Origin of the sequence: Saccharomonospora azurea NA-128 (assembly GCF_000231055.2) — a bacterium.
Lineage (GTDB): Bacteria > Actinomycetota > Actinomycetes > Mycobacteriales > Pseudonocardiaceae > Saccharomonospora > Saccharomonospora azurea.
In genome coordinates this window covers 4,379,333-4,403,523 of sequence record NZ_CM001466.1, presented here as the reverse complement: position 1 = coordinate 4,403,523, position 24,191 = coordinate 4,379,333, and the positions used below count along the sequence as shown (strand labels likewise).

At 70.3% G+C, this 24,191-nt stretch carries 28 protein-coding genes; 7 read left to right on the top strand and 21 right to left on the bottom strand.

Annotation, left to right across the window (positions count from 1 at the left end):
- A partial coding sequence (locus SACAZDRAFT_RS23485) for a hypothetical protein (protein ID WP_005444814.1) occupies nt 1-966 on the bottom strand: 966 nt, incomplete at its 3' end.
- Between the two features lie 117 nt (nt 967-1,083).
- On the opposite strand from SACAZDRAFT_RS23485, the gene SACAZDRAFT_RS20440 reads away from it, so the two are divergent.
- Together SACAZDRAFT_RS20440 and SACAZDRAFT_RS20435 are read left to right on the top strand one after the other, a co-directional pair.
- Nucleotides 1,084-1,491, top strand: a complete 408-nt coding sequence (locus SACAZDRAFT_RS20440) for an ArsR/SmtB family transcription factor (RefSeq protein ID WP_005444812.1) — start codon at nt 1,084-1,086, stop codon at nt 1,489-1,491.
- Complete coding sequence (locus tag SACAZDRAFT_RS20435) at nt 1,488-1,919, top strand: Fur family transcriptional regulator (protein WP_005444810.1); 432 nt, start codon at nt 1,488-1,490, stop codon at nt 1,917-1,919. Before SACAZDRAFT_RS20440 ends, SACAZDRAFT_RS20435 begins: the two co-directional genes overlap by 4 nt.
- A gap of 16 nt (nt 1,920-1,935) precedes the next feature.
- On the opposite strand, the gene SACAZDRAFT_RS20430 is transcribed toward SACAZDRAFT_RS20435, so the two are convergent.
- The 15 genes from SACAZDRAFT_RS20430 to hrcA form a co-directional block, all read right to left on the bottom strand.
- Nucleotides 1,936-2,229: a DUF5615 family PIN-like protein gene (locus SACAZDRAFT_RS20430; RefSeq protein ID WP_232286307.1), complete on the bottom strand. Its 294-nt coding sequence runs from the start codon at nt 2,227-2,229 to the stop codon at nt 1,936-1,938.
- Between the two features lie 35 nt (nt 2,230-2,264).
- Nucleotides 2,265-2,684: a hypothetical protein gene (locus SACAZDRAFT_RS20425; protein ID WP_005449879.1), complete on the bottom strand. Its 420-nt coding sequence runs from the start codon at nt 2,682-2,684 to the stop codon at nt 2,265-2,267.
- Between the two features lie 164 nt (nt 2,685-2,848).
- Nucleotides 2,849-3,259: a YbjN domain-containing protein gene (locus SACAZDRAFT_RS20420; protein WP_005444807.1), complete on the bottom strand. Its 411-nt coding sequence runs from the start codon at nt 3,257-3,259 to the stop codon at nt 2,849-2,851.
- Nucleotides 3,256-4,104, bottom strand: coding sequence for an isoprenyl transferase (locus SACAZDRAFT_RS20415; RefSeq protein WP_005444806.1), 849 nt, complete (start codon nt 4,102-4,104; stop codon nt 3,256-3,258). Before SACAZDRAFT_RS20415 ends, SACAZDRAFT_RS20420 begins: the two co-directional genes overlap by 4 nt.
- On the bottom strand, nt 4,049-4,900 hold the full coding sequence (gene recO, locus SACAZDRAFT_RS20410) for a DNA repair protein RecO (RefSeq protein ID WP_005444805.1): 852 nt from the start codon (nt 4,898-4,900) through the stop codon (nt 4,049-4,051). Before recO ends, SACAZDRAFT_RS20415 begins: the two co-directional genes overlap by 56 nt.
- Before the next feature lie 71 nt (nt 4,901-4,971).
- Nucleotides 4,972-5,448, bottom strand: a complete 477-nt coding sequence (locus tag SACAZDRAFT_RS20405; protein WP_005444804.1) for a CD225/dispanin family protein — start codon at nt 5,446-5,448, stop codon at nt 4,972-4,974.
- 81 nt (nt 5,449-5,529) lie between these two features.
- Nucleotides 5,530-6,432: a GTPase Era gene (gene era, locus SACAZDRAFT_RS20400; RefSeq protein ID WP_005444802.1), complete on the bottom strand. Its 903-nt coding sequence runs from the start codon at nt 6,430-6,432 to the stop codon at nt 5,530-5,532.
- Nucleotides 6,429-6,764 carry a hypothetical protein gene (locus tag SACAZDRAFT_RS20395; protein WP_005444800.1) on the bottom strand — a complete coding sequence of 112 codons (336 nt, stop codon included), beginning with the start codon at nt 6,762-6,764 and terminating at the stop codon, nt 6,429-6,431. Before SACAZDRAFT_RS20395 ends, era begins: the two co-directional genes overlap by 4 nt.
- A complete protein-coding gene (locus SACAZDRAFT_RS20390; protein ID WP_005444798.1) occupies nt 6,757-8,133 on the bottom strand; it encodes a hemolysin family protein in 1,377 nt (458 codons plus the stop codon). Before SACAZDRAFT_RS20390 ends, SACAZDRAFT_RS20395 begins: the two co-directional genes overlap by 8 nt.
- Complete coding sequence (ybeY, locus tag SACAZDRAFT_RS20385; protein WP_005444796.1) at nt 8,130-8,681, bottom strand: rRNA maturation RNase YbeY; 552 nt, start codon at nt 8,679-8,681, stop codon at nt 8,130-8,132. Before ybeY ends, SACAZDRAFT_RS20390 begins: the two co-directional genes overlap by 4 nt.
- Nucleotides 8,678-9,730 carry a PhoH family protein gene (locus tag SACAZDRAFT_RS20380; RefSeq protein WP_005444795.1) on the bottom strand — a complete coding sequence of 351 codons (1,053 nt, stop codon included), beginning with the start codon at nt 9,728-9,730 and terminating at the stop codon, nt 8,678-8,680. The genes ybeY and SACAZDRAFT_RS20380 overlap by 4 nt, the downstream gene beginning before the upstream one ends.
- Before the next feature lie 113 nt (nt 9,731-9,843).
- Nucleotides 9,844-10,257: a histidine triad nucleotide-binding protein gene (locus tag SACAZDRAFT_RS20375; RefSeq protein ID WP_005444792.1), complete on the bottom strand. Its 414-nt coding sequence runs from the start codon at nt 10,255-10,257 to the stop codon at nt 9,844-9,846.
- 326 nt (nt 10,258-10,583) lie between these two features.
- The gene (locus SACAZDRAFT_RS20370) at nt 10,584-11,345 is read right to left on the bottom strand and encodes a 16S rRNA (uracil(1498)-N(3))-methyltransferase (protein WP_005444791.1); all 762 of its coding nucleotides are present in this window, start codon (nt 11,343-11,345) and stop codon (nt 10,584-10,586) included.
- A gap of 29 nt (nt 11,346-11,374) precedes the next feature.
- Nucleotides 11,375-12,532: a molecular chaperone DnaJ gene (gene dnaJ, locus SACAZDRAFT_RS20365; protein ID WP_005444790.1), complete on the bottom strand. Its 1,158-nt coding sequence runs from the start codon at nt 12,530-12,532 to the stop codon at nt 11,375-11,377.
- Nucleotides 12,533-12,602: 70 nt separating this feature from the next.
- The gene (gene hrcA, locus SACAZDRAFT_RS20360; RefSeq protein WP_005444788.1) at nt 12,603-13,628 is read right to left on the bottom strand and encodes a heat-inducible transcriptional repressor HrcA; all 1,026 of its coding nucleotides are present in this window, start codon (nt 13,626-13,628) and stop codon (nt 12,603-12,605) included.
- Nucleotides 13,629-13,863: 235 nt separating this feature from the next.
- Here hrcA and SACAZDRAFT_RS20355 point away from each other — a divergent pair, with 235 nt between their 5' ends.
- A complete protein-coding gene (locus tag SACAZDRAFT_RS20355; RefSeq protein ID WP_005444787.1) occupies nt 13,864-14,244 on the top strand; it encodes an SSI family serine proteinase inhibitor in 381 nt (126 codons plus the stop codon).
- A 78-nt stretch (nt 14,245-14,322) separates the two neighbouring features.
- Here SACAZDRAFT_RS20355 and SACAZDRAFT_RS20350 read toward each other — a convergent pair whose 3' ends face one another.
- Nucleotides 14,323-15,120, bottom strand: a complete 798-nt coding sequence (locus tag SACAZDRAFT_RS20350) for a siderophore-interacting protein (RefSeq protein ID WP_005444785.1) — start codon at nt 15,118-15,120, stop codon at nt 14,323-14,325.
- Nucleotides 15,121-15,228: 108 nt separating this feature from the next.
- On the opposite strand from SACAZDRAFT_RS20350, the gene SACAZDRAFT_RS20345 reads away from it, so the two are divergent.
- Both SACAZDRAFT_RS20345 and SACAZDRAFT_RS20340 read left to right on the top strand, forming a co-directional pair.
- Nucleotides 15,229-16,938, top strand: coding sequence for a GMC family oxidoreductase N-terminal domain-containing protein (locus tag SACAZDRAFT_RS20345; RefSeq protein ID WP_040928045.1), 1,710 nt, complete (start codon nt 15,229-15,231; stop codon nt 16,936-16,938).
- Between the two features lie 13 nt (nt 16,939-16,951).
- Entirely contained in the window at nt 16,952-17,572 is a 621-nt protein-coding gene (locus SACAZDRAFT_RS20340) for a TetR/AcrR family transcriptional regulator (RefSeq protein ID WP_005444781.1), read from the top strand.
- Nucleotides 17,573-17,586: 14 nt separating this feature from the next.
- Here the strand turns inward: SACAZDRAFT_RS20340 and SACAZDRAFT_RS20335 are convergent, their stop codons facing one another.
- The 3 genes from SACAZDRAFT_RS20335 to SACAZDRAFT_RS20325 form a co-directional block, all read right to left on the bottom strand.
- Nucleotides 17,587-18,249: a histidine phosphatase family protein gene (locus SACAZDRAFT_RS20335; RefSeq protein ID WP_005444779.1), complete on the bottom strand. Its 663-nt coding sequence runs from the start codon at nt 18,247-18,249 to the stop codon at nt 17,587-17,589.
- 8 nt (nt 18,250-18,257) lie between these two features.
- Nucleotides 18,258-19,013, bottom strand: a complete 756-nt coding sequence (locus SACAZDRAFT_RS20330) for an SDR family oxidoreductase (protein ID WP_005444778.1) — start codon at nt 19,011-19,013, stop codon at nt 18,258-18,260.
- Nucleotides 19,014-19,115: 102 nt separating this feature from the next.
- The gene (locus SACAZDRAFT_RS20325) at nt 19,116-20,312 is read right to left on the bottom strand and encodes a S8 family peptidase (RefSeq protein WP_005444777.1); all 1,197 of its coding nucleotides are present in this window, start codon (nt 20,310-20,312) and stop codon (nt 19,116-19,118) included.
- Nucleotides 20,313-20,527: 215 nt separating this feature from the next.
- Here SACAZDRAFT_RS20325 and SACAZDRAFT_RS20320 point away from each other — a divergent pair, with 215 nt between their 5' ends.
- Nucleotides 20,528-20,809, top strand: a complete 282-nt coding sequence (locus SACAZDRAFT_RS20320; RefSeq protein WP_005449865.1) for a hypothetical protein — start codon at nt 20,528-20,530, stop codon at nt 20,807-20,809.
- Between the two features lie 297 nt (nt 20,810-21,106).
- Here SACAZDRAFT_RS20320 and SACAZDRAFT_RS20315 read toward each other — a convergent pair whose 3' ends face one another.
- Nucleotides 21,107-22,720, bottom strand: a complete 1,614-nt coding sequence (locus tag SACAZDRAFT_RS20315) for an acyl-CoA synthetase (RefSeq protein ID WP_005444776.1) — start codon at nt 22,718-22,720, stop codon at nt 21,107-21,109.
- A 94-nt stretch (nt 22,721-22,814) separates the two neighbouring features.
- Here SACAZDRAFT_RS20315 and SACAZDRAFT_RS20310 point away from each other — a divergent pair.
- Nucleotides 22,815-24,191: bifunctional 3'-5' exonuclease/DNA polymerase (locus SACAZDRAFT_RS20310; RefSeq protein WP_005444775.1), on the top strand; the 1,377-nt coding region annotated here is incomplete at its 3' end.

Sequence of the window (24,191 nt, the reverse complement as noted above, 5' to 3'; positions counted from 1 at the left end):
GATCGTCACCGGCACCGACGGCGCGGGCGCGGCGGGCTCGGCGTGCCCGCCGCCGCCGGGAGCGAAGTCACGGGGCACCGAGCAGCTCACGCCGCCCAGCACGAGCGTCGTCTCGATGGTCCTGGGCACCTGCCGCTGCCCCTCGGGAGGGGAGTCGGACTCCTGCGGCGTGGCCTCGCCGGGCAACGGCGGGGCGAGCCGCTCGTTGCCCCCCGACCGCACGTGGGTGTCGATCTCGATCAACCAGCCCGAGGCGGCGGTCACCTCGCCGTCGCGCCACTGGTCCTGGCGCAGCAGCTCGTCGAACCGGCCGACCTGACGGATGCGGACGTCGGAGGTCGCCTCCTCACCCTCGCCGAGCTCGACCGACGCCCCGAACGGCAGGTCTTCGACGACGACCTCGCCGCCGTCCTTCGGCAGCGCGACGGGCTGCAGCTCACCGTCGCCGTTCACGAGCGAGAGGCGCACCGCCGACGCGTCGGTCTCCTGCGTCACGGCCGACGTGCACAGAGCCGAGGTGGCGGCGCGGTGCATCGTCAGCACCGTGACCTCGTTCGCGAGGTCGATGAGCGTGAAGTCGGCGCGGGCGGTGGCCTCCGGCACGCCGCTCGGCGCGAGACCGGCGCCCACGTCGTGGTGCTCGATGTCGAGCCGGTAATTCGGCCCCATCGCCGCTCGTTCGCCCTCGGAGTTCGGCAGTGCCGTGCGACTCTCGCCCAGCCGGGACGTGCCCGGAGTCAACGGGGAACGCTGCGTCTCGCTGATGACCGAGCCGCCGGGCCTGCCGTACCCGTCGTCGGTCACCGACAGGGAGGCGACGTTGGCGAAGGCCACCGGGCCGGTCTCGGCGTCCACCGGCTGCGGCTCCGCGGCCGCGGGCGGCCCGAACACCACCGAGCCGGCTGCGAGGGTCACGACCGCCGAGGCCACCGCCGCGGTCCTCACCGTCGACACGACACGACTCACGTTGCCCCCTCGCCTCGGCGCCACAGCCACGCTTGCACGGATGCCATCCGCACACGAGCACTAGGATGGTAGTGCACGGACGGAAGGCTGCAGGACGACCGAGGGCTGGAGAACGACATGGCGACGGTGGGTTCCGACGCGGCGCGTTCTTCGACGCCCGACCCCGCTGACCTGGGAAAAGGACACGACCACCCCGCACTGGCGAACGGGTTCCCCCACGCCTTGTCACCCTCGGTGGCCACCCTCACCGATGCGGGTGAACTCTTACGTGCGTTGGCCGCTCCGGTGCGCATCGCGATCGTCCTGCAGCTGCGGCACGGCCCCCGTTGCGTGCACGAACTCGTGGACGCACTCGAGGTGACCCAACCCCTCATCAGCCAGCATCTCCGGGTGCTGAAGGCGGCCGGTGTGGTACAGGGTGAGCGACGAGGCCGTGAGGTGGTGTACCACTTGGTGGACGACCACCTGGCCCACATCGTCGTCGACGCCGTTGCCCACGTGCAGGAGGACGCGCAGCCGGTATGAGTACGACCGACATTCCCAACCGAGCCCCGCTGCCGGGCCGGAGAGCGACCAGGCAGCGCGCCGCCGTCGTCGATCTGCTCGCCGAGATCGACGACTTCCGGTCGGCGCAGGAACTGCACGACGAGCTGCGCAAACGCGGCGAAGGCGTCGGGCTGACCACCGTCTACCGGACTCTGCAGTCGCTGTCCGAGGTCGGCGAGATCGACGTCCTGCGCAACGACTCCGGCGAGGCGATGTACCGGCGTTGCTCGACGCATCATCACCACCACGTGGTCTGCCGCCACTGCGGCTACACCGTCGAGGTCGAGGGACCCGCCGTGGAACGCTGGGCCGAACGCATCGCCTCGGGCAACGGCTTCTCCGACATCCGGCACACGGTCGAGATCACCGGCACGTGCTCCGCGTGCGCGGCGGCGGCGAAGGCGTGATCGACGGGATTCGCTCTCACGGCCGGGGCCAGTGCGGCCCCAGATATGGCATGGAATTGGCCTTCGCCCATCCGTCCAGGATCTTCGCCAGCGCGTCGGCCTGCCCGCCACCGGGCGGCAGCGTCCGCTTGAGCACGAAGACCAGGACCACGTCGCGTTCGCCGACGAAGTCGGCCACGTTCTCCGTCACGACAGCGCGCTCTTCGGCGCGAGCGGTCGCGGCCACCGTTGCGTCCTCGACCGCACCCAGTCCCACGTCGAAGACGTGCACGGCGTCGTGACCGTACTCGTCCCTCAGCGTGCGTGCCACAGCCGGCGGAAACATCTCGTCGACGAGGAAACGACTCACGCGATCAGATCCGCGCGGCGTTGTGCGGCACTCCGGCTGCGCTCGGCGAGCTCCCGATTACGGTCGATGCGACTGCGGATCTCGTCGACGTGCTCAACCGCGTAGTCGACCGCCAACCGGATCAGGCGTGGATGCAGCCCCGTCTCCTCGCTGAGGACGCCGATCCGCTCTTCCTCGGGCCCCTCCAGCTCCTGCAACCGGGAGATCACCTCCCACACGTCCGGGCCTGCGGCCAACGCCGCCCGGCGGTCATGCGCGGGGCCTCGGAACACGATCCCCGGGTGATCGAGCTGCTGCACACCTTCGAGAATCAACCGCTCCAGCAGCGCGGTCGCGCTCGTGCCTTCTCGCTCCGCTCGTACCGCCAACACCCGCTTCGCCTCCGCGCTGATCCGAAACGACGTACTCGATGCCACGACAGAGCCCCTTCCAGCGTGTAGCGCAAGCGTAGCGCAGCTTTGCTACACGCGTCGGAATCCGTCCACTTCGCTTCGCTCGGAGCGTGGCGTGCAACGCCTCCCGGGCACCGACGTGATCGGCCCGCGACGCCCGTGTCTCGCCGGGCGTCGCGGTGCCCCACTCACGAGCCGACGAGTTCCGAACGCACCTGGGACGCGGTGGACACCACGAGCATCAGCAACGTGCCCAACGCGGCGTCGTCGAGGCCCTGCGCAGGGAAGGCGTAGCGCAGGGTCAGATCCATTCCCCGCTCGGTGTGGACGATGCCGAGCGTGCCGAACAGGCCCTGACCGGCCCGCTCCGCCACGGTGGCCGCGAGCGTCGGCTCGTCGGGCAGGTCCCACGCGACCACACACGTCAGGCTGAGCACCGACAGCCCGTCGGCCAGCCGCATGGCCTGCACCACGCACGGGACATCGGCGTGCGAGAAGGTCAACGCGCCGTCGTCGTCGACGCGGACCTCCAGGTAGCGTTCGAGCGCACGGCGGGCCGAGGTCAACAACTCGGCGGTATCGGCGGCCTCCGAATTCACGCGACACCACCCCGTGCGGCGGCCTTGTCGGCGGCCTTGCGAGCCGCGTCCACGGCGGCACCGAAGCGGCGGTCGCGTTTCGCGTACTCCAGGCACGCCTCCCACAGCTTGCGGCGATCGAAGTCCGGGAAGAGCGTGTCCTGGAAAACGAACTCCGCGTACGCCGACTGCCACAGCAGGAAGTTCGACGTCCTCAGCTCTCCCGACGGCCGGAGGAACAGGTCCACGTCCGGCATCTCCGGCTGGTAGAGGTACTTCGCGAGCATGCGATCGTCCACCTTGTCCGGATTGATCTTGCCTTCGGCCGCGAGCTGCGCGATCCGCCGCGCCGCGTCACCGAGCTCCGCGCGCCCGCCGTAGTTGACGCACATCGTCATGTTGAGGCGCGTGTTGTGCCGGGTCTTCTCCTCGGCGTCCTTGAGCTCCTTGATGACGCTGCGCCACAAGCGCGGCGCGCGACCCGCCCACCGGATCCGCACGCCGATGGAGCCGAGGTAGTCGACCTGCCGCCGGATCGTGTCGCGGTTGAAGCCCATCAGGAAGCGCACCTCGTCGGGACTGCGCTTCCAGTTCTCCGTCGAGAACGCGTAGACCGACAACCACTTCACGCCCAGTTCCACCGCACCGCTGGCCACGTCGATCATCACGGCCTCGCCGCGTTTGTGGCCCTCGATGCGGGGCAGACCGCGCTGGTTGGCCCACCGGCCGTTGCCGTCCATCACCAGGGCGACATGGTTGGGGACCAACTCGGGCGGGATGGCCGGCGGCCGCGCGCCCGACGGGTGCGGGTCAGGCTCCCGTGGCTCCGTGTGCGCTGTCGCGGCTTCGCGTCCCCTGCGCCGCACTCGATACCTCCGTCTCGCCGGAATTCGTGTCCGACCCTAACGTGTCCGCGATCGGCGCCTCACGGGCACGGCGTTCCACGAACGGCAGCGACCGCAGCTGCCGCTCCAGGTGCCACTGCAGGTGTGCGGCGACGAGTCCGCTGACGTCCCGCCGAATCGTCGGCGCACTGGCCTCGGCGGTGTCCCAGTCGCCGTGCAACAACGCGTGCAACAGCACCAGTGCCTCCGGCGCGGGGTGCACCGAGCCCGGCACGCGACAGTCCTGGCACAGCGACCCACCCGCGGGGATGTTGAACGCGGCGTGGGGCCCTCGCCGACCACACCGCGCACACTCCGTGATGGCGGGCGACCATCCGGCGAACGCCATGGAACGCAACAGGAACGCGTCCAGTACCAGGGACGCGTCACGGTGACCGTCCGCCAGTGCCCGCAACGCGCCGACCACGAGCAGATACAGCTTCAACACCGGCTCGCCCTCCTCGGCGGTGAGCCGGTCGGCCGTCTCGGCGATGGCGCTGGCGGCGGTGTAGCGCTGGTAGTCGCCGACGATGGGCAACGCGAACGCGTCCACCGTCTCCACCTGCGTGATGACGTCGAGCGTGCGCCCGGTGTACAGCTGCACATCGACGTGACCGAACGGCTCCAGTCGCGCACCGAACCGCGACGTGGTCCGCCGCACACCCTTGGCGACGGCACGGACCTTGCCGTGTCGTCGGGTGAGCAGGGTGATGATGCGGTCGGCCTCACCGAGCTTGTGGACCCGCAGCACCACACCCGTGTCCCGGTACAGACTCACGGGTCCATCGTCTCACCGGTGCGGGCCGCACTCCGCCCGGCCCGCACCGGTGAGGGTGAGAGGGAAGGGTGTCAGTACCGGCTGTAGGTGATGTCCGGGGCCGACGACAGCGCCACGATCAGCCAGATGATGCCGAGAAGCCAGCCCGCCACACCGAGGCAGGTCGCGACCAGACACAACGTTCTCGTCTGCTGCGACGCCTGCTGGGCAGCGGCCATGTTGCCCGTCATCTGGTGGGTGGTCACCTCGTTGGACTTCATGATGGCGAAGATCGCCACGATCCAGCAGAGGAAGATCGAGCCGATGGCCCAGCCCTTGTAGTCGGGAATCGGGGGACCGTACGGATTCGCCATCCCTGCCCCGTAGGGCTGACCGTACGGCGCCTGCTGCCCAAAGGGCTGCTGCTGATACGCCTGCTGTTGCGCATACGGCTGGGCATACGGTGCCGCCGGCATCCCCGCCGACGGCGAACCGTAGGGCTGCGCCTGCCCCGGCTGCGCCTGCATCGGTGCGCTGTGAGGCATCTGCTGCCCGTACGGGTTCGTCATGAAGATCTCCCCTGTCACAAAACGATCTGCGACCGGAGCGTACCTCGCGGTAGTCACCCGTAAGCGCGGAACCACCGAACCTCAGAAGCCGAGTTTGCGCAACTGCTTCGGATCGCGCTGCCAGTCCTTGGCGACCTTGACGTGCAGGTCGAGGTACACCTTGCTGCCCAGCAGGGCCTCGATCTGCCTGCGCGCCTTCGCCCCGACCTCCTTGAGCCTGCTCCCCTTGTGGCCCAGGACGATGCCCCGCTGGCTGGTGCGCTCCACGTAGAGGTGCGCGTACACGTCGATGAGGTCGTCGCGACCCTCCCGGGGGAACATCTCCTCGATCGTGACCGCGATGGAGTGCGGCAGTTCGTCGCGCACACCCTCCAGCGCCGCCTCGCGGATCAGTTCCGCGACCAGCGTCTGCTCGGGCTCGTCGGTGAGCTCGCCGTCCGGGTACAGCTCCGGGCCTTCCGGCAACCGAGCGACCAGCAGGTCGGCCAGGGTGTCCACCTGGTACTGCTCGACCGCCGACACCGGGATCAGGTCGGCGAAGTCCATGACGTCCTGCAGTTCGAGCAGCTGCTTGGCGACCTGCTCCTTGCTGACGAGGTCGGTCTTGGTGACGATGCCGAGCACCGGGGTTCGCCGGGCGATCTTCGACAGTTCCGCGGCGATGAAGCGGTCACCGGGGCCGATCTTCTCGTCGGCGGGCACACAGAAGCCCACGACGTCCACTTCGGACCACGTGGCCTGCACGAGGTCGTTGAGCCGCTCTCCCAGCAGTGTCCGCGGCCGGTGCAACCCGGGTGTGTCCACGATGATCAGTTGCGCGTCGTCGCGGTGGACGATGCCCCGGATGGCGTGCCGCGTGGTCTGCGGCTTGCTCGACGTGATCGCGATCTTGGAGCCCACGAGCGCGTTGGTGAGCGTGGACTTGCCCGCGTTGGGCCTGCCGACGAAGCAGGCGAACCCGGAACGATGCTCGGCCTCGGTCACCTCAACGTCTCCTGAACCGTCCCCGCCGGATCGGCCCGCAGGATCGGCGCCTTCGGGGCGAGATCCCGCACGGCCTGCACCGACGCACCCTGCACCAGCGGCTCCTCGGTCACGACAGCCGCCGCTTCGAGCTCTTCCGCCCCACTGGACACCGCCGCCGCCACCGCGGCCTGCAACGCCGTGAGCTTCAACGACGGCAGCTCCACCGTCGCGGCGGCGTAGGTGCGGCCGTCCGTGTCACGCACGGCCGCGCCCTCGGCGGCCTGCGTCCTCGCCCGCGTCGAACGCGCGAGGACGACGATCTTCTCGTCCTCGGGGTCGAGCTCAGCCATGGTTCACTCTCCAGTCGGGTTCGTCGCGCTCACCGCGCTCGTCACGGTGATCGCGTCCGTCGTTGTCGTCGGTCGTGACGGGTGTGCCGGGCCCGATTCTGCGCCCGTCCGCCGCCCGCACGACCACGGTGCTGATCCGCATCCGGCCTCGCCGGTCCTTGCCGCCCTCAGCCCGCAGGCGGAGCCCGTCCACCTCGGCCTCCGCACCGGGCAGCGGGACACGTCCCAGCCGCTGCGCGAGCAGCCCTCCGACCGTCTCCACATCCTGCTCGGAGAGGTCGATGCCGAACAGCTCGCCCAGGTCGTCGACCCCCAGTCGCGCCGAGACCCGCACCACCTGGTCGTCGACGTGCTCGATCGGAGGGCGGTCGTCGGTGTCCGACTCGTCGGTGATCTCTCCGACGATCTCCTCCAGGATGTCCTCGATCGTCAGCAGGCCGGCCGTTCCGCCGTACTCGTCCACGGCGATGACGAGGTGGTGCCGCGAACGCTGCATGTGCTTGAGCAGGCCGTCGAGGTGCTTCGAGTCCGGCACGAAGTCGGCGGGGGTCATCAGCTCCCGCACCTCGCGGGCCGTGCCCTCCTCGGTGAACGAGGCCTGCACGAGGTCCTTCAGGTTCACCACGCCGACGATGTCGTCCACCGACTCGCCGATCACCGGGATGCGGGTGAACCCGGTCCGCATGGACAGGGCCAGCGCCTGCCGCACGGTCTTGTTCTGCTCGATCCACACGATCTCGGTGCGCGGCACCATCACCTCGCGAGCCACCGTGTCACCGAGCTCGAAGACCGAGTGGATCATCTCGCGTTCGTCGGTGCCCACGACACCGCGCTGTTCCGCGAGGTCCACCAGCTCGCGCAACTCGGCTTCGGTCGTGAACGGGCCCTCGCGGAAGCCTCCGCCCGGCGTGAGGGCGTTGCCGACCACGATGAGAAGTCGGCTGAGCGGCCCCAGCACCGTCCCGAGGGCCCGCACCACCCCGGCCACGGCCAGCCCCACGCGGTACGGGTGCTGCCTGCCGATCGTGCGGGGCCCCACACCCACGATGACGTAGCTGACCAACACCATGATCAGCGCCGCGAGCAGCACCGCGAGCCACTCCGGCTCCACCCAGCGCAGCAGCACCACGGTCACGAGGACCGTGGCGGTCAGCTCGCACCCCATCCGCAGCAACAGCAGCAGGTTCAGGTGCCGGGTGCGCTCACCGATCACCTGGATGAGCTGGCGCGACCCGAATCTTCCCGCGCGTTCCAGTCCCTCGGCCCTCGCCAGGGAGACCGTGCTGATGGCCGCATCGGCCGCGGCGAAGAGCCCACCGAGCAACACGAGAAGAACTGCCACGACCAGGACGATGGCCGACGACGTCACGATGGCTCCGACTCAGACCTTCCGTCGAGACCCGCTGCCCCCAGCAGCCGGTCGTCGTTGCTGCGCTGCACGTCCTCCTTGCGCGCGGCCGCGAGCGTGTCGCGGAACTCGCCGAGGATGCGGTTCTGGAGCCCGAACATCTCGCGCTCCTCCTCCGGCTCGGCGTGGTCGTAGCCGAGGAGGTGCAGCACACCGTGCACGGTGAGCAGGTGGAGCTCGTCGAGCAGCGAGTGCCCGGCCTTGCGCGCCTGGTCCTTCGCGAACGCCGGGCACAACACGATGTCGCCGAGCAGCGCCGGGGACGACTCCACGGCGTCGGGGCGGCGACCCGGCTCCAGCTCGTCCATGGGGAAGGCCATCACGTCCGTGGGACCGGGGAGGTCCATCCACCGCACGTGCAGGTCCTCCATCACGTCGAGCGTGACGAGGACGACCGACAGTTCGGCCAGCGGGCTGACGTCCATCCGGTCCAGCGCGAACCGAGCCGCCGACACGATCGACGCCTCGTCGACGTCGACGCCGGACTCGTTGGCGATCTCGATGCTCACCGGTGTCCCCGCCCGCCGTTGGTGTGGGCGTCGCCGGGCGCGGCGTCCCGCGTGGCCTGCCATTTCTCGTAGGCGTCGACGATGTCGCCCACGAGCTTGTGGCGCACCACGTCGTGGCTCGTCAGCGTCGCGAAGTGCAGGTCGTTCACACCCTCGAGGATCTCACGCACCACCCGCAGGCCACTGCGCTGACCACTGGGCAGGTCGACCTGCGTCACATCGCCGGTGACCACGATCTTGGACCCGAAGCCGAGCCGGGTCAGGAACATCTTCATCTGCTCCGGCGTGGTGTTCTGCGCTTCGTCGAGAATGATGAACGCGTCGTTCAACGTCCGGCCGCGCATGTACGCCAGGGGCGCGATCTCGATCGTCCCGGCCTGCATGAGCCGCGGGATCGAGTCGGGATCGACCATGTCGTGCAGCGCGTCGTACAGCGGCCGCAGGTACGGGTCGATCTTCTCGTAGAGCGTGCCGGGCAGGTAGCCCAGCCGCTCACCGGCCTCCACCGCGGGCCGCGTGAGGATGATGCGCGTGACCTGCTTGGTCTGCAGCGCCTGCACGGCCTTGGCCATGGCCAGATACGTCTTGCCGGTGCCCGCGGGACCGATGCCGAACACCACGGTGTGCTCGTCGATCGCGTCGACGTAGCGCTTCTGGTTCAGCGTCTTCGGCCGGATGGTCCGCCCGCGTCGCGAGAGGATGTCCATGCTCAGCACGTCGGCGGGCGACTCCGAACCCCCGGACGACAGCATGGCGACCGTGCGGCGGACCGCGTCGGGGCCCAGCTGCTGACCTCGCCGGGCCAGCGTCACCAACTCCTCGAACACACGCTCGGCGAACGCGACCGCACTCGGCGCACCCGTCAACGTGACCTCGTTGCCCCTGACGTGCACGTCCGCTTCGAGCAGGTCCTCGGCCACCCGCAGGTTCTCGTCTCGGGAACCGAGCAGAACGAGCACGGCGGCATCGGGGATCGGGAACTTCGACTGGGCCGAAGGCTCCTGTGAAGCAGCGACTTCGGCAGGTTGCAGCGGTTCGGTTCCGGCCACGTGGCCTCGGGCCTGCTTTCTGCACAAGCGTGCTGGTCGACGACGGTGGTGGACACGTCGATGCTAGCCGCATCGTTCGTGCCGGGGCAGGTGAGTTTACCCGCCCTGTTTCCTCACTGGGAAGAACGACCGAAGTGACCGAGCTGTTCCCCACCGAGCACGTGGGCGTGCACGTGGAAGACCGTCTGTCCGGCGTCGGGGCCGGTGTTGAACACGATCCGGTAGCCGTCGTGGAGCCCCTCCAGCTCGGCCACCTTGGCCGCGGTGGCCACGACCTCCGCGAGCAGACCCGGGTCGGCCGCCGCGAGGTCGGCGACGGTGCGGTGCCGCGCCTTGGGCACCACGAGCACGTGCGTGGACGCCTGCGGGCTGATGTCGCGGAACGCCAGTGTCGTGTCGGTCTCGTACACGATGTCGGCCGGGATCTCCCTCGCGATGATCCGCTCGAACAGCGTCTCCGAGGCGGACTCGGTGCCGTTCGTGCCGCCCGGCCCCTCCGTGTCCCTACCGGTCTCGCTCTCGCTCACGGCCCCTCCTCGCGTCGATCGCGGTCGCTGCGGTGTGCTCGTCACCCATCTTCACCCGACCCGCTCGAGGGCGCCGCGGGGCGGTGCAGCCTGGGGGTTGCTCCACACGCCACCGCGGCTCCGCCGGACCGAGGGGGAGACGTCCGGCGGGTCCTCGGCCCACACCGGCCTCGCGTTGCCCCGCGCTCTTTCCGTCGCACGCTCGCGCAGGTCACCGGCCGTGCGGGCTGGCCACAGCGTAAGGCGCGCACACGCACCGCGAAGGAGAAAACACCAGAAATGCGACGGACTTGTGCCACAGGTCCTAGCGAGCGCGTCCATTCGGCCTACGCCCAGCGCGCGGTCAACGCCCCCAGCGCACCGAGTGCCACCGCGGCCGCCGTGGACGTGCGCAACACCGTCGGTCCCAACCGGACACGACGCGCACCCGCCTCGACGAACGCGTCACGCTCCTCGGGCGCCACTCCGCCTTCGGGGCCGACCACGAGCAACAACTCCCCCGCGTCCGGCAGGGCGATGTCGGTCAGCCGGTCCGGGGCATCGCCGTCGAGCACCAGCGCCACGTCGGCGCTCGCGATCGCCGACGCCAGCTCGGCCGTGCTCATCGGATCGGAGACCTCGGGAACCCACGCCCGGCGCGCCTGTTTGCTCGCCGCGGCCGCTGCCGCCCGCCACTTGCCCAGAGCCTTCGCGCCCCGAGGGCCGTCGTCCCAGCGCGCCACGCTCCGGGCCGCCCGCCACGGGACGATCGCATCCACGCCCGCTTCGGTGGCCAGCTCCACGGCCAGCTCCCCGCGGTCGCCCTTCGCCAGCGCCTGCGCCACGGTCACCCGCAGCGCAGGGGCGGGCACGGTGCGCACCCGCTCGACCGTCAGCTCCACCGTGGGCTTGCGTCCCGCGTGGACGGTCGCGGCGACACAGTCGGCGACCCCGCCGCGCCCGTCGGACAGCGTCAGCCGCTCCCCCGCACGCAGCCGGCGCACGGTGACGGCGTGATGTGCCTCCTCACCGTCCAGGTCGGCGTGCCCGGCCTCCGGCAGTTCCGGCACGAGGAAAACCGGTGGAGTGGTGTCGGTGACTCCAGCCATCGCAGTCGTCGTTTCCCGGACGATCGTCGTCAGCGGCTCTTCAAGCGCAGCTTGGAGAACAACCCACCCGGCTTGTGACCGTTACCGGCCAGCGTGGGCACCTCCTCGCCACGCAGCCTGGCGAGCTCGCGCAGCAACTCCGCCTGCTCGTCGTCCAGCTTCGTCGGCACCACGACGTCGATGCGGATGTGCAGGTCGCCCCGGCCGTCCACGCGACCGGACGACCGCAACCGCGGCATCCCGAAGCCCTGCAACACGATCTCGGTGTTCGGCTGGGTTCCCGGCTCGATCTCGACCTCGGCCTCGCCGTCCACGAGCGTCTCCATGGGGATGACCGCGCCCAGCGCGGCCGCCGTGACGGGCACCCGCAGCCGGCAGAACAGGTCGTTGCCCTGCCGCTCGAAGTCCTCGTGCGGCGCCTCCTCGACCTCCACGTAGAGGTCGCCGGCGGGCCCGCCACCGGGGCCGACCTCACCCTGACCGGAGAGGCGGATGCGCATGCCGTCGCCCACACCCGGAGGGATCTTGGCCGTCACGTCCCGGCGCGCCCGGACCCGGCCGTCGCCACCGCACTGTTGGCACGGGTCGGTGATGACCTCGCCGTACCCGCGGCAGGTGGGGCAGGGCCGCGCCGTGACGACCTGGCCGAGGAACGACCGCTGCACGGACTGCACCTCGCCCTGACCACCACAGGTGTCACAGGTGACGACACTGCCGCCCTCGGCCGTGCCCGCCCCGCGGCACCGGTCGCACAGGATGGCCGTGTCCACGGTGATCTGCTTGTTGACGCCGGTGGCGCACTCCTCCAGCGTCAGCTTCAGCCGGATGAGAGCGTCGGAGCCCGGCTGCACCCTGCTGCGCGGCCCGCGGCCGCGCGCGCCTCCGGTGGCGGCTCCGAAGAAGGCGTCCATGATGTCGCCCAGGCCCCCGAACCCGGCGAACGGGTCACGCCCACCGGCGCTCGCCCCGTTGTCCATCGGGTCGCCGCCCAGGTCGACGATCTTGCGCTTCTGCGGGTCGGACAGCACCTCGTAGGCGGTGGTGACCTCGCTGAACTTGTGCTGCGCGTCCTCGGAGGGGTTGACGTCCGGGTGCAACTCGCGCGCGAGCTTGCGGTACGCGCGCTTGATTTCCTGGTCGGTCGCGTCCTTCGACACGCCGAGGATGCCGTAGTAATCCTTGGCCACCGTCTGCCGTCCTCCTAGAAAGCCTGCACAAGCCTCTCATCCGAGCGTCGAGCCCGGACGGGCGGACCTCCTACCGCCCGGACAGGATCCGGCCCACGTACGTGGCGACCGCGCGTACGGCAGCGATCGTCCCGGGGTAGTCCATCCGTGTCGGGCCAACCACGCCCATGCCCCCCAGTAGTACCTGGTCCGAGCCGTACCCGATCGACACGACCGAGGTGCTCCGCATCTGCTCGTCCTCATTTTCCTCCCCGATCCGCACGGTGACGGCACCGGGGTTGCGCGCGGCGGCGAGCAGCTTCAACACGACGACCTGCTCCTCCAGTGCCTCCAGCACCTGCCGCAGCGACCCGGGGAAGTCGGCGACGTTGCGGGTGAGGTTGGCCGTGCCGCCGAGGACGAGACGTTCCTCCGGGTGCTCGACGAGCGACTCGACGAGCACGGTGGAGACCCGGACCATGACGTCGCGCAGGTCGGACGGCGCCTGTTCCGGCAGGTCGGAGACCTTCGCCGCCGCCTCGGGCAGCCGGTGCCCGGACAGCGTGCCGTTGAGGACGTCGCGCAGACGTGCCACGTTGTCGTCGCTGATGACGTCACCCAGGTCCACGGCCCGCTGGTCGACACGGCCCGTGTCGGTGATCAGCACGATGAGCAGGCGGGCCGGGGTGAGCGCGACGACCTCGACGTGCCGCACCGTGGAGGTCGTCAGCGTCGGGTACTGCACCACCGCGACCTGGCGCGTCAGCTGCGCCAACAGCCGCACCGACCGGCGCAAAACGTCGTCGAGATCGACGGCGCCCTCCAGGAACTGCACGATCGCCCGGCGCTCGGCGGCCGACAGGGGCTTGACCTCCGACAGCCGGTCGACGAAAAATCGGTAACCCTTGTCGGTCGGAATCCGGCCCGCGCTGGTGTGCGGCTGGGTGATGTACCCGTCCTCTTCCAGAGCGGCCATGTCGTTACGCACCGTCGCGCTGGACACGTTCAGGTTGTGCCGGTCGACGAGAGCCTTCGACCCCACCGGTTCCTGGTTCGACACGTAGTCGGCAACGATGGCCCGCAGGACCTCGAAGCGACGCTCCTCCGCACTGGCCACCGGCACCTCCTCTCCTCGCGTGCTCGACCACGAGTTTACGTGGAGTACAGCCACGTTCGAGACTCACGAAGGTCGAAAGTCCCTGGACAGCCGCGGAAACGGCGGTTCACCCACCACAACGAGCCCGCATGGTGATCTCAGACACAGTCCGTGCCCGCGCGTGGCCCCGTTCGAGTGACGACGATCAGCCGATCGAGCAAACAGGTCGGTCGCGTCACGAGCCGATAGCTCAGACATGCCCAAGTTCGGAGCGACCATCCTCGCCGCGTGCGCGGCCGCGGCCCTGTGTACGGGCGGCACCGCCGGCGCCGCCACTCCCGACTCCACCTTCGTCCTCAGCCTGACCGACCCGAGGGGCGACACCACGTCCGTCGAACTCACGTGCGGGCCGGCTCAAGGCAACCACCCGCAGGCGGACACGGCCTGCCGGTCCCTGGAACAGGCCGACGGCGACTTCTCACGGCTGCCCACGAAGTTCCAGAACTGCACGATGATCTACTCGCCGGTGCGCGCCACGGCCAGCGGCAGCTGGTACGGCACACCGGTCGACTTCGACACCGAGTACTCCAACCGCTGCGTCGCCGACGCCCAGTCCGGCGGCGTGTTCGCGTTCTGAGACGCCACCAGGCCCGACGCAAGGCCACCGTCCTCGCTACCCGGCGAGACGGTGGCCTTGTCGTCTGTCGGTGGAGCGTCAGCCCATGAAGGTCTTCTTCTCCTGGCGCCACGCCTCGTCCGTGCGCCCCTGCCTCCAGTAGCCGGAAATCGACAGCAGCTCGCGATCGATCTCGCGCTCACGCAAAAGGTGGGTCCGCAGTTCGCGGATCATGCCCGCCTCCCCGTGGACGAAGGCCTGGACACGCCCCTCGCCGAGTTCGAGTCCCCGGACCTCGGCCACGAGGTCGGCGCCGTCGGCGCGGTGCAGCCAGCGGAGGTCCACGTTGCCCTTCGTGGCCAGCGGCTGCTGTTCGGCGCCGTTCTCGACGAGCAGGCGGACCGTGGCGGACGCCTCCGGAGGCAGCGCTTCGAGCGAGGCGGCGATGGCGGGCAGCGCGGACTCGTCACCGACGAGGAGATGGTGGTCGACGTCCGCACGCGGCGCGTAGGCGCCACCGGGGCCACGCAGCAGGACCTCGTCGCCCGGCTTGGCCCCCGACGCCCACGGCCCGCCCAGCCCCGCGTCGCCGTGCACCAGTACGTCCAGCGTGAGCTCCTGGGCCGCGGGATCGTGGTGGCGCACGGTGTAGGTGCGCATGCGGGGCCACGCCTCGCGCGGCAGGGACGCCTTCACGGCGTCGAGGTCGAACGGCTCCGGGTACTCCACACCGGGGACGCGGAAGAGCACCTTGACGTAACAGTCGGTGAAGCCGTTGTGCTGGAACGTCGCCAGCCCGTCGCCGCCGCACACGATCCGGATCATCTGCGGGGTGAGCCGTTCGGTGCGCAGCACCCGGGCCTGGATCATCGGCTTGCCCTCGCCTCGTCGCGCCATCCCAGCTCCTCGCACTAGTTAGGTTTGCCTTTCCTACCGTAGCCCACAACGCCGGAACCACCCGATCGCTTCATTGCCACATCGCCAACAGTGCTCGACCGTGAGGAGATGACGCGCTTCGACTACGACGTGGTGGTCATCGGATCCGGTTTCGGCGGCAGCGTGAGCGCCCTGCGGCTCACCGAGAAGGGGTACAGGGTCGGCGTCCTGGAGGCGGGCAGGCGCTTCGCCGACCACGAGTTCGCCCGCACCTCCTGGCACGTGCGCGACTATCTGTTCGCTCCCCTGCTCGGGTGCACGGGCATCCTGAGGATCACTCCGTTCCCCGACGTCATGGTGGTCACGGGCGCGGGAGTGGGCGGCGGCTCCCTCGGTTACGGCAACACGCTCTACGAGCCGCCCGACGCGTTCTTCTCCGACCGGCAGTGGGCCGGCATCACGGACTGGAAGGCGGAACTCGCCCCCTACTACGACCAGGCCAAACGCATGCTCGGGGTGACGCCGAACCCCTGGACGTCGCCCGCCGACGAGGTGATGCGGGACGTCGCCGAGGAGCTGGGCGTCGGGCACACCTACCGTCCCACTCCCGTCGGCGTGTTCTTCGGCGACGACGAGACGTCGCCGGGCACGCGCGTGCGCGATCCGTTCTTCGGCGGGATGGGCCCCGACCGCCGCGCGTGCACCCACTGCGGCGAGTGCCTCACGGGGTGCCGCCACGGCGCGAAGAACACGACGGTGAAGAACTACCTTCACCTGGCCGAGAAGGCGGGTGCGGCCGTGCACCCGCTCACCACGGTGACCGAGGTCCGCCCGCTGCCCGGAGGCGGTTACGCGTGCTCGTGCGTCCACACGACGCAGCGCCGGCGTCAGCGCGTGGTGACCGCCGAGCAGGTCGTGTTCGCCGCCTCGGCCCTCGGTACCCAGCGCCTGCTTCACCGCATGCGCGACCGCGGGGTGCTCCCGCGCCTCTCGCGGCGGCTCGGCGTGCTCTCCCGCACGAACTCGGAGGCGGTCCTGGCCGCGCGCACGACCCGGCGCGACGCCGGGTTCCACCGCGGTGTCGCCATCAGCTCGTCCCTGCACCCCGACGACGTCACGCACGTGGAGCCGGTGCGCTACGGCCGGGGCAGCAACCTGCTGGGCCTGCTCGCCACCGTCCTCGTCGACCCCGTTCCCGGCACACCTCGGTGGAGGGCGGGGCTGTCGGAGCTGGTCCGCCGCCGGCGCGACCTGCCCGCGCTGCACAACCCGCGCCACTGGTCGGAGGAGACCATCGCGCTGCTGGTGATGCAGTCGCTCGACAACTCCGTCACCACCTACACCCGGCGGGGCCTGTTCGGCCGGAGGATGGTGACCAAGCAGGGCGAGGGCGAGCCCAACCCGACCTGGATTCCGGCGGGTCACGAGGTGGCGCGCCGGGTCGCCGCCCGGATCGGCGGCATCGCCAGCGGCGGGTGGAACGACTTCTTCGACCGCCCCCTGACCGGGCACTTCATCGGCGGCTGCGTCATCGGCGACTCGCCCGAGACCGGGGTGGTGGACGCGTACCACCGGGTGTACGGCCACCCGGGACTGCACATCGTGGACGGATCGACGGTGTCGGCCAACCTCGGTGTCAATCCGTCACTGACGATCACCGCCCAGGCCGAGCGGGCCATGGCGCTGTGGCCGAACCGCGGGGAGGCGGACCCGCGGCCGGAGCCGTCCTCCTCCTACCGGGCGATCACTCCTGTGGCGCCGCGCCACCCGATCGTGCCCACCACCGCCGTCGGGGCCCTTCACCTGCCCATTTTCCCGGCGAACCGCAGGTCGCCGTGAGAAACTGCACCGCATGACCACGGAATCCGTGCCGAAGTGGCGGCGATTGGAGCCCGACCAGCGCCGGGAGCAGATCTTCACCTGCGCCGCCGAACTGTTCGGGGAACGCCCGTACGCCGACGTGTCCACGTCGGACATCGCCGCCCGGGCCGGTGTGGCGCGAGGACTCATCAACCACTACTTCGGAACCAAGCGCGAGCTCTATCTCGCCGTGGTCCGACGCGCACTGAACCTCCCCTACGGCGGGCTGGCCCGGCTGCCGGCGGGATCCACAGAGGAACGTGTGAAAGCCGCCGTCGACTGGTTCCTTGACCTCGTCGGCGGGCAGGAGAAGATGTGGCTGGCCGCGATCACACCCGAGGGCATCGGGCGCGACGTGGAGGTCGAGCGCATCCTCGACGAGGCCGACCGCAACGCCGCCGACCGCGTGCTGCAGGCCATGGGTTTCGAGCCGACCGACCCGCGGTGGGAGCAGTTCAACGCCGTCGTCCGCGCCTACTCCGGCATGGTCAAGGTGGCGGGCCGGGAATGGTTGATGCGCGGCACACTCGACCGCGCGCAGGTCCACGCGTTGCTCAGCCACGTGCTCGAGTCACTCGTCACCGACGTGCTGCCCGAACTGTCGACGACGTGACGGCGTTCAGGTGTTCAGCGGTAGGTCAGTGACTCCGCGGCCTCGCCGTCGAAGTGGCCGTGCTCGTTGAACGACAGCAGCGTGGTGCCGGACCGGCCGGTGACGATCTTGGTCAGGCCCGCGTTCACCGTGACTCGGTTCAGCGACAGGAACCCGGTGGCCGGGTCGCCCAGCAACGTGCCGCACAGCGTCGCGATCACACCGCCGGACGTGAAGACCACCGCCCGGGAACCCTTGCCCAGGCTCGACACGAGGTCGTCGAAGGCCCCACGGACGCGGTCGAGGAACATCGGCCAGGTCTCGGCGCACGGGCTCGACGCGCCCGCCTCGATCCACTCCCTCAACGCCTTCTCCAACACGCCCTGGTATGCCCGCGGGTCGGCGTCCTCCTGCGCACCTCCACCGCCGTGCCGCGCCACGATGTCGACGTGGTCGTACTCGTTCCAGCGCGCGTCGATCTCGACGGTCCCGTCGGGACAGCACTCCGCGAGCGCCACCTCCGCCGTGACGCGCTGACGGGACAACGTGCCTGACCGGGCGAGCGACACCGCGACGTCCCGGCGGGCCAGTTCGATCCCGACGGCCCGGGCCTGCGCATGTCCGAGCTCGGACAGCACGTCGTAGTCGGCGGCCCCGAACGAGGCCTGACCGTGACGAACCAGGTAGACGGCACCCATCGTCGACCTCAGACGATCCTGCGGAACACGCTCGTCGGCAGCGCACGCACGAGCAGACTGAGCGGAGTCCACGGCCACGACGGCACGTAGGCCTTCGCGGGCTCCCGTTCGATCGCCTTCACGAGCGCTCGCGCCCCCGCCTCCGCGCTCGCGATGAGCGGCGTGCGGCCCGCGGTCCGGCGGGTCATCTCCGACTCGATGTAGCCCGGGAACACGGTGGTGACCGAGATCGGCGTGGCCAGCAGGTCGGTCCTGATGCCGTCGGCGAGCGCGGCGATGCCGGCCTTCGACGCCGCGTAGGCGGTCATGGTGCGCGGCATTCCCCGCACGGCACTGAACGACGACACCACGACGAGGTGTCCGGCGTTCTGTTCCCGGAAGATCGACACGGCGGCCTCGCACTGCGCGAGCCCGGCGACGAGGTTCGTCTCCACGGTCTGCCGGTTGGCGGCGAAGTGACCCGTGCCGACGGGCTGCCCCTTGCCGAGGCCCGCGTTGACGATGACGCGGTCGAGACCGCCCAGCTCCGTACGGAACTCGTCGAAGACGGTGGCGACGCGGTCGTGGTCGTTGACGTCGAGTTCGCGGACGATCACGCGGATACCGGGGTGCCGCTCCGTGAGCTCCGCGGCGAGGGCGTCGAGCCGGTCGCGACGCCGGGCGCACAGCGCGAGATCACGGCCTCGCGCGGCGAACAGACGGGCCATTCCCTCGCCGAGACCCGCGCTGGCGCCGGTGATCACGATGTTCTTCCGTACGGCCATGGAGCCGACCTTACCCGCGTCTTACCCACCAGTAACAAGACCGGCCCGACGCGAGACGCGCCGGGCCGGTCTGTGCAGGAGGAAAGTGACTGACGTACTACCTCACTCGCCCACGTAGAGCAGGCGGTTCGGCGTCTCACCCGTCGGGTTGGAGATGACGTCCGGCGTGGCCGAGGAAGCCAGCGCCTCTTCCACGTCCGCAGGAGCCGCGTCCGGGTTGGCGGCCAGGTGCAGCGCGGCCGCACCGACCACGTGCGGGGTCGCCATCGAGGTGCCGCTGATGGTGTTCTCGCTGCCGTCGTGCCAGGCCGAGGTGATGTCCACGCCCGGGGCGTAGATGTCCACCACGTCACCGTAGTTCGAGAAGGACGCCTGGGCGTCGGAGTCGTCGCTGGCCGCCACCGTGATCGCCTCGGTGACCCGCGCCGGGGACGAACCGCTGGCGTCGGAGGCCTCGTTGCCCGCCGCGACACCGAACGTCACACCCGCCTCGATGGCACCGCGGACGGCCTCGTCCAGCGCCTCGTCAGCGCCGCCGCCGAGGCTCATGTTGGCCACGGACGGACCGGAGGCGTTCTCCGCGACCCACTCGACACCGGCGATGACACCGGCCGTGGTGCCGCTGCCGTTGGCGTCGAGCACCCGCACACCGACGAGGTTGACGTCGGGAGCGACACCGTAGGTCGATCCGCCGATGGTGCCCGCGACGTGCGTGCCGTGGCCGTTCTCGTCGGTGGCGTCGTCATCGTTGTCCACGAAGTCGACACCCGGCTGGAGCCGGTCACCGAAGTCGGAGTGCTCGGACACACCGGTGTCGATGATGTACGCCGTGACGTCCGACGCCGAGGTCGGCGGCGTGTAGCTGTCGTCCAGCGGCAGGTCGCGCTGGTCGATGCGGTCCAGCCCCCACGACGACACGGCCTCCGTGCCCGGCGCGTCGGCGATCTGCACCCGCTGGTTCTGGCTGACGAACGCCACCGAGTCGTCGGCGGCGAGCCGCTTCGCCGTCGTCGCGTCGGCCTTGATCGTGAAGCCGTTCAGCGCCGTGTCGAACGTCTCCTGCACCGAGGTGCCGTACTCGGTGGCCATCGTCTGCGCCTGCGCCGACACCGACGAGGCCGACATACCGTCCTTCAGCACGACGATGTAGCTGCCGTCGATCGCCTGCGCCGAGCCCGCGTGAACGACCTGGCCCACAGCGGCCTGCGCCGGCGCCATGCCGGCCGCGAACAAGCCCGTCACACCCACCGCGACGGCACCGCTCAAGGCCGCCCGGGTCACTTTCTTCGAGGTGCCCATCGGTTTCCTTCCCGTGTCACCGACAACATCGTGCGACCATGAGAGCGCCGGGAGTGCAACGTGGGCAATGATTCACATTTACCAGTTCTGAGCCATTCGACCGAGTGAGCGTTAGCCCGTTCGGTCGAGCACTTTCGCTGCGGCTTCCTCACCAGGCGTTACAGGTCCTGCTAACGTGTTCCCAGATCGTTATCCAGGGCAGGCGAGGGGACACGATGAGTAGCGCGACAGCGTTTTCCGAAGAGCTTCGGTTCGCGATCTCCACGAGCGGTCTGAGCCTCGACCGCATCCAGGTGCGACTCCAGGAGCGCGGCGTCCCGGTGAGCGTGACCGCGTTGAGCTACTGGCAGTCGGGCAAGCGCCAGCCCGAGCGGCAGCGGTCCCTGCGTGCGGTCCTCGTCCTGGAACAGATCCTCGACGTCCCGACGGGCTCCCTGCTCAGCCTGCTCCCGCCGCCGCGCCCCCGGGGCAGCGCCTCCCGCCGCCACCTGAACTGACACCGTGTCCGCACCTCACGCACGCGTGTCCGCACCTCACGCACGCGTGTCCGCACCTCACGCACGCGTGTCCGCACCTCACGCACGCGTGTCCGCACCTCACGCACGCGTGTCCGCACCTCACGCACGCGTGTCCGCGACGCGCGACGCGAACACGCGTACGCAGCGCGCGGACACGATGCAGAACCTCTGCCCCGCGTGCGGGAAGCGCCAACACCCGTACGCAGACCGCGGACACGGCGTCGCCGCTCGCGGACACGAGTTCGCAGTGTGCGGACACACCTGCTTCAGTGCCGCTCACTTCAGGGCGCCGCGGAGGACCTTTCCGGTCGAGTTGCGCGGCAGTTCGTCGACGAACTCCACGTCGCGCGGCACCTTGAACCGCGCGAGGGTGTGCCGCACGTGGTCCCGCAGCACCTCGGCATCCACTGTGGACCCGTCACGTCGCACCACGAACGCCTTGAGCCGCTGCCCGAACTCGTCGTCGGGCACACCGATCACCGCCGCCTCGCGGACGTCCGGGTGCTCCACGAGAACGTTCTCCACCTCGACGGGATAGACGTTCTCCCCGCCCGAGACGATCATCTCGTCGTCGCGCCCGTCGATGAACAGCAAGCCGTCCGCGTCGAAGTGCCCGACGTCCCCGGTGGCGATCAGACCGTCGATCGCGTCCTTGGTCCTGCCGTCGGTGTAGCCGGTGAAGGCGAGTCCACTCCCGACGAACACGCGGCCCGTCACGTACGGCCTGTCGATGCGCCGGTCCTGCTCGTCGTAGAGCGCGACGCGGCATCCCAGCGGTGGACGGCCGACGGTGCCGGGTGCGCGCGCCCAGTCGCGGGGCGTCGCGACGGTGGCCACCGCCACCTCCGTGGACCCGTAGACGTTGTGGACCACGTCGCCGAACACCTCACGTGCCCGGTTGCCCAGTTCCGGCGCGAGGGCCGAACCGGCGACGAAGATCACCCGCAGGCTCGACGTGTCGTACCGCGCGAGGACGTCCGGCCCGAGGTCGAGGATGCGTTGCAGCATGGTCGGCACCAGCACGAGCGCGGTGCACCGGTGCTCCGCGATGCCTCGCAGAGTCTCCTCGGGGTCGAACTTCCTCCGCAGCACCACCGTGCACCCGAGCGCGCACGACAGCATGAACTGCGAGATGCCGGTGGCGTGGAACAGCGGCGCTCCGAAGTACGTCGCCTCCCCGACGCGCAGCGGGATGCGGTCGAGGAACTCGGCGGAGTGCAGCGGGGAGACCTTCGGCCGGGGCGCGCCCTTCGGGGTGCCGGTCGTGCCGCTGGTGAGCAGGACGAACCCGCCGGGTTTGGCGGGCGCGGGCAGCGGATGGTCGTCGCTGCCGGCGATGACGTCGTCGAGCGACGGCACCGCGCCCGGGTCGGAGTCGGCCCACGCGAGGTAGCGGTCGCCGGGGATGTCGCTCAGCAGGTCGGTGAACTCCTCGTCGTGCACGAGGACGCCGACCTTCTCGCGCACGCAGACGTCGGTGAGCTGGGGTTTGGCGAATCCCGTGTTGAGCAGGAGGACGGGAACGCCGAGTTTGCCCGCCGCCAGCAGTGTGAGAACGAGCCCGCGATGGTCGCGACACAACACGGCGAGCGTGGTTCCCGGCCGCACTCCGCGCTGTGACCAGCCTCGGGCCAACGCGTTGGAGCGCAGGTCGAGCTGGGAGAACGTCATGACGCCGCGCTCGTCGACGAGTCCGGCGGCGTGCGGGGCGCGACGCGCGGCGATGCGCAGCGACCCGGCGAGTGGGCCGTAGCGGCGGGTCGCGATCAGCGAGCGGATGCCTTCGTCGAGGCGCGGGACCGGCACCAGCCCCGCGCGGTACAGCACTCCGATGCTGCGTACCGTGCGCACCGCCGCACTCGCGGCGTCGGCTAGCAGTGACGGCCTCATCCAGCGCCTCCTCGTCCCGCGACACCCCTAACCTACCCGCAAGTAGGTTCGACGTCGAGTCCGGAATGTCGGTGCCCGGGAGCAGACTGGACGCGTGCGCATCATCGTGGCGCGACAGTCGGACGGCACCTACCTGTTGCGACCCCCGCCGTCGCTGCCCGCCGCGGGCGCGTCGACGGTCGGCCTTCCCGCCGCCGAGGCGGCCGCGCTGGTACGAGCCTGGGAAGCAGAACACGCGCCTCGCTGGGTGTTCGCCTCCGTCGAGCAGGTCTACCCGCCCTTGGTGGCTCACGGCGTCCGGGTGGGCCGGTGCCTCGATCTCGCGTTGACCGAGTACCTGCTGCTCGCGCACGCGGGTCGCCACGGCGAGTCGCGCACCCTCGCCGCTGCGCACGCGCGCGCCCGTGGCCTCGCGGCTCCGGCCGACACCGCGGCCGACCACCACGACCTCGACGACAGCCCCACGTTGTTCGACGTGCACAGTTCCGGCCTGCCGCCGGACGTCACGCCCCTGGAGGCGGCCGAGATCGTGCTGGCCGACCAGGAAGAGCGAATCCGGGCTCTGCCCCATCCCGACCGGATGACGCTGCTCGTCGCCGCCGAGTCGGCCAGCGCCCTGGCCGCGGTGGAGATGTCCGCCGACGGACTGCCGTGGCGCGCGGACGTGCATCGGGAACTGCTCACCGACCTGCTCGGTCCCCGCACCGCCCCGGGACAACGTCCCCGCACGCTCGCCGAGCTCGCCGAGCGGATCGCGGCCGCGTTCGGGGGGAAGCCGGTCAACCCCGACCATCCGGGAAGCATCGTGCGTGCCCTGCGGAGGGAGGGCATCGAGGTGTCGTCCGCGCGGGCACACGTCCTGCGCACCGTGGACCATCCCGCCGTGCCACCACTGCTGGAGTACAAGGAACTCGCGCGCCTGCACTCCGCGCACGGCTGGGCGTGGCTCGACCAGTGGGTGCGCGGCGACCGGTTCCGACCGGTCTACGTCGTGGGTGGCGTGGTGTCGGGCCGGTGGGCGAGCCGCGGTGGGGGCGCGTTGCAGATCCCCCGGGTGCTGCGCGGCTGCGTCCGCGCCGACCCGGGCTGGACCCTCGTCGTGGCCGACGCGGCGCAGCTGGAACCCCGGGTGCTGGCGGCGCTGTCCGGTGACCGCAAGCTCGCCGAGGTGTCGGCGTCCACCGACCTCTACACCAGCCTGGCCGGCGCCCTGTTCGGCCGCGCACCCGACGACGGCGACCGCGACCGCGCGAAGATCGCCATGCTCTCGGCGATGTACGGCGGCACGGCGGGCGAGGCGGCGGCGTTGCTCGCGCTGCTGCGCCGCCGGTTCCCGCACGCCGTGTCCTATGTGGAGAACGCGGCGCGGGAAGGCGAGAGCGGCGGGGTCGTCCGGTCGCGGCTCGGCCGCACCTCCCCGCCGCCCTCCGAGTCCTGGCGTGCGCTCACCGGCGGCGCGGGCGACGAGGTC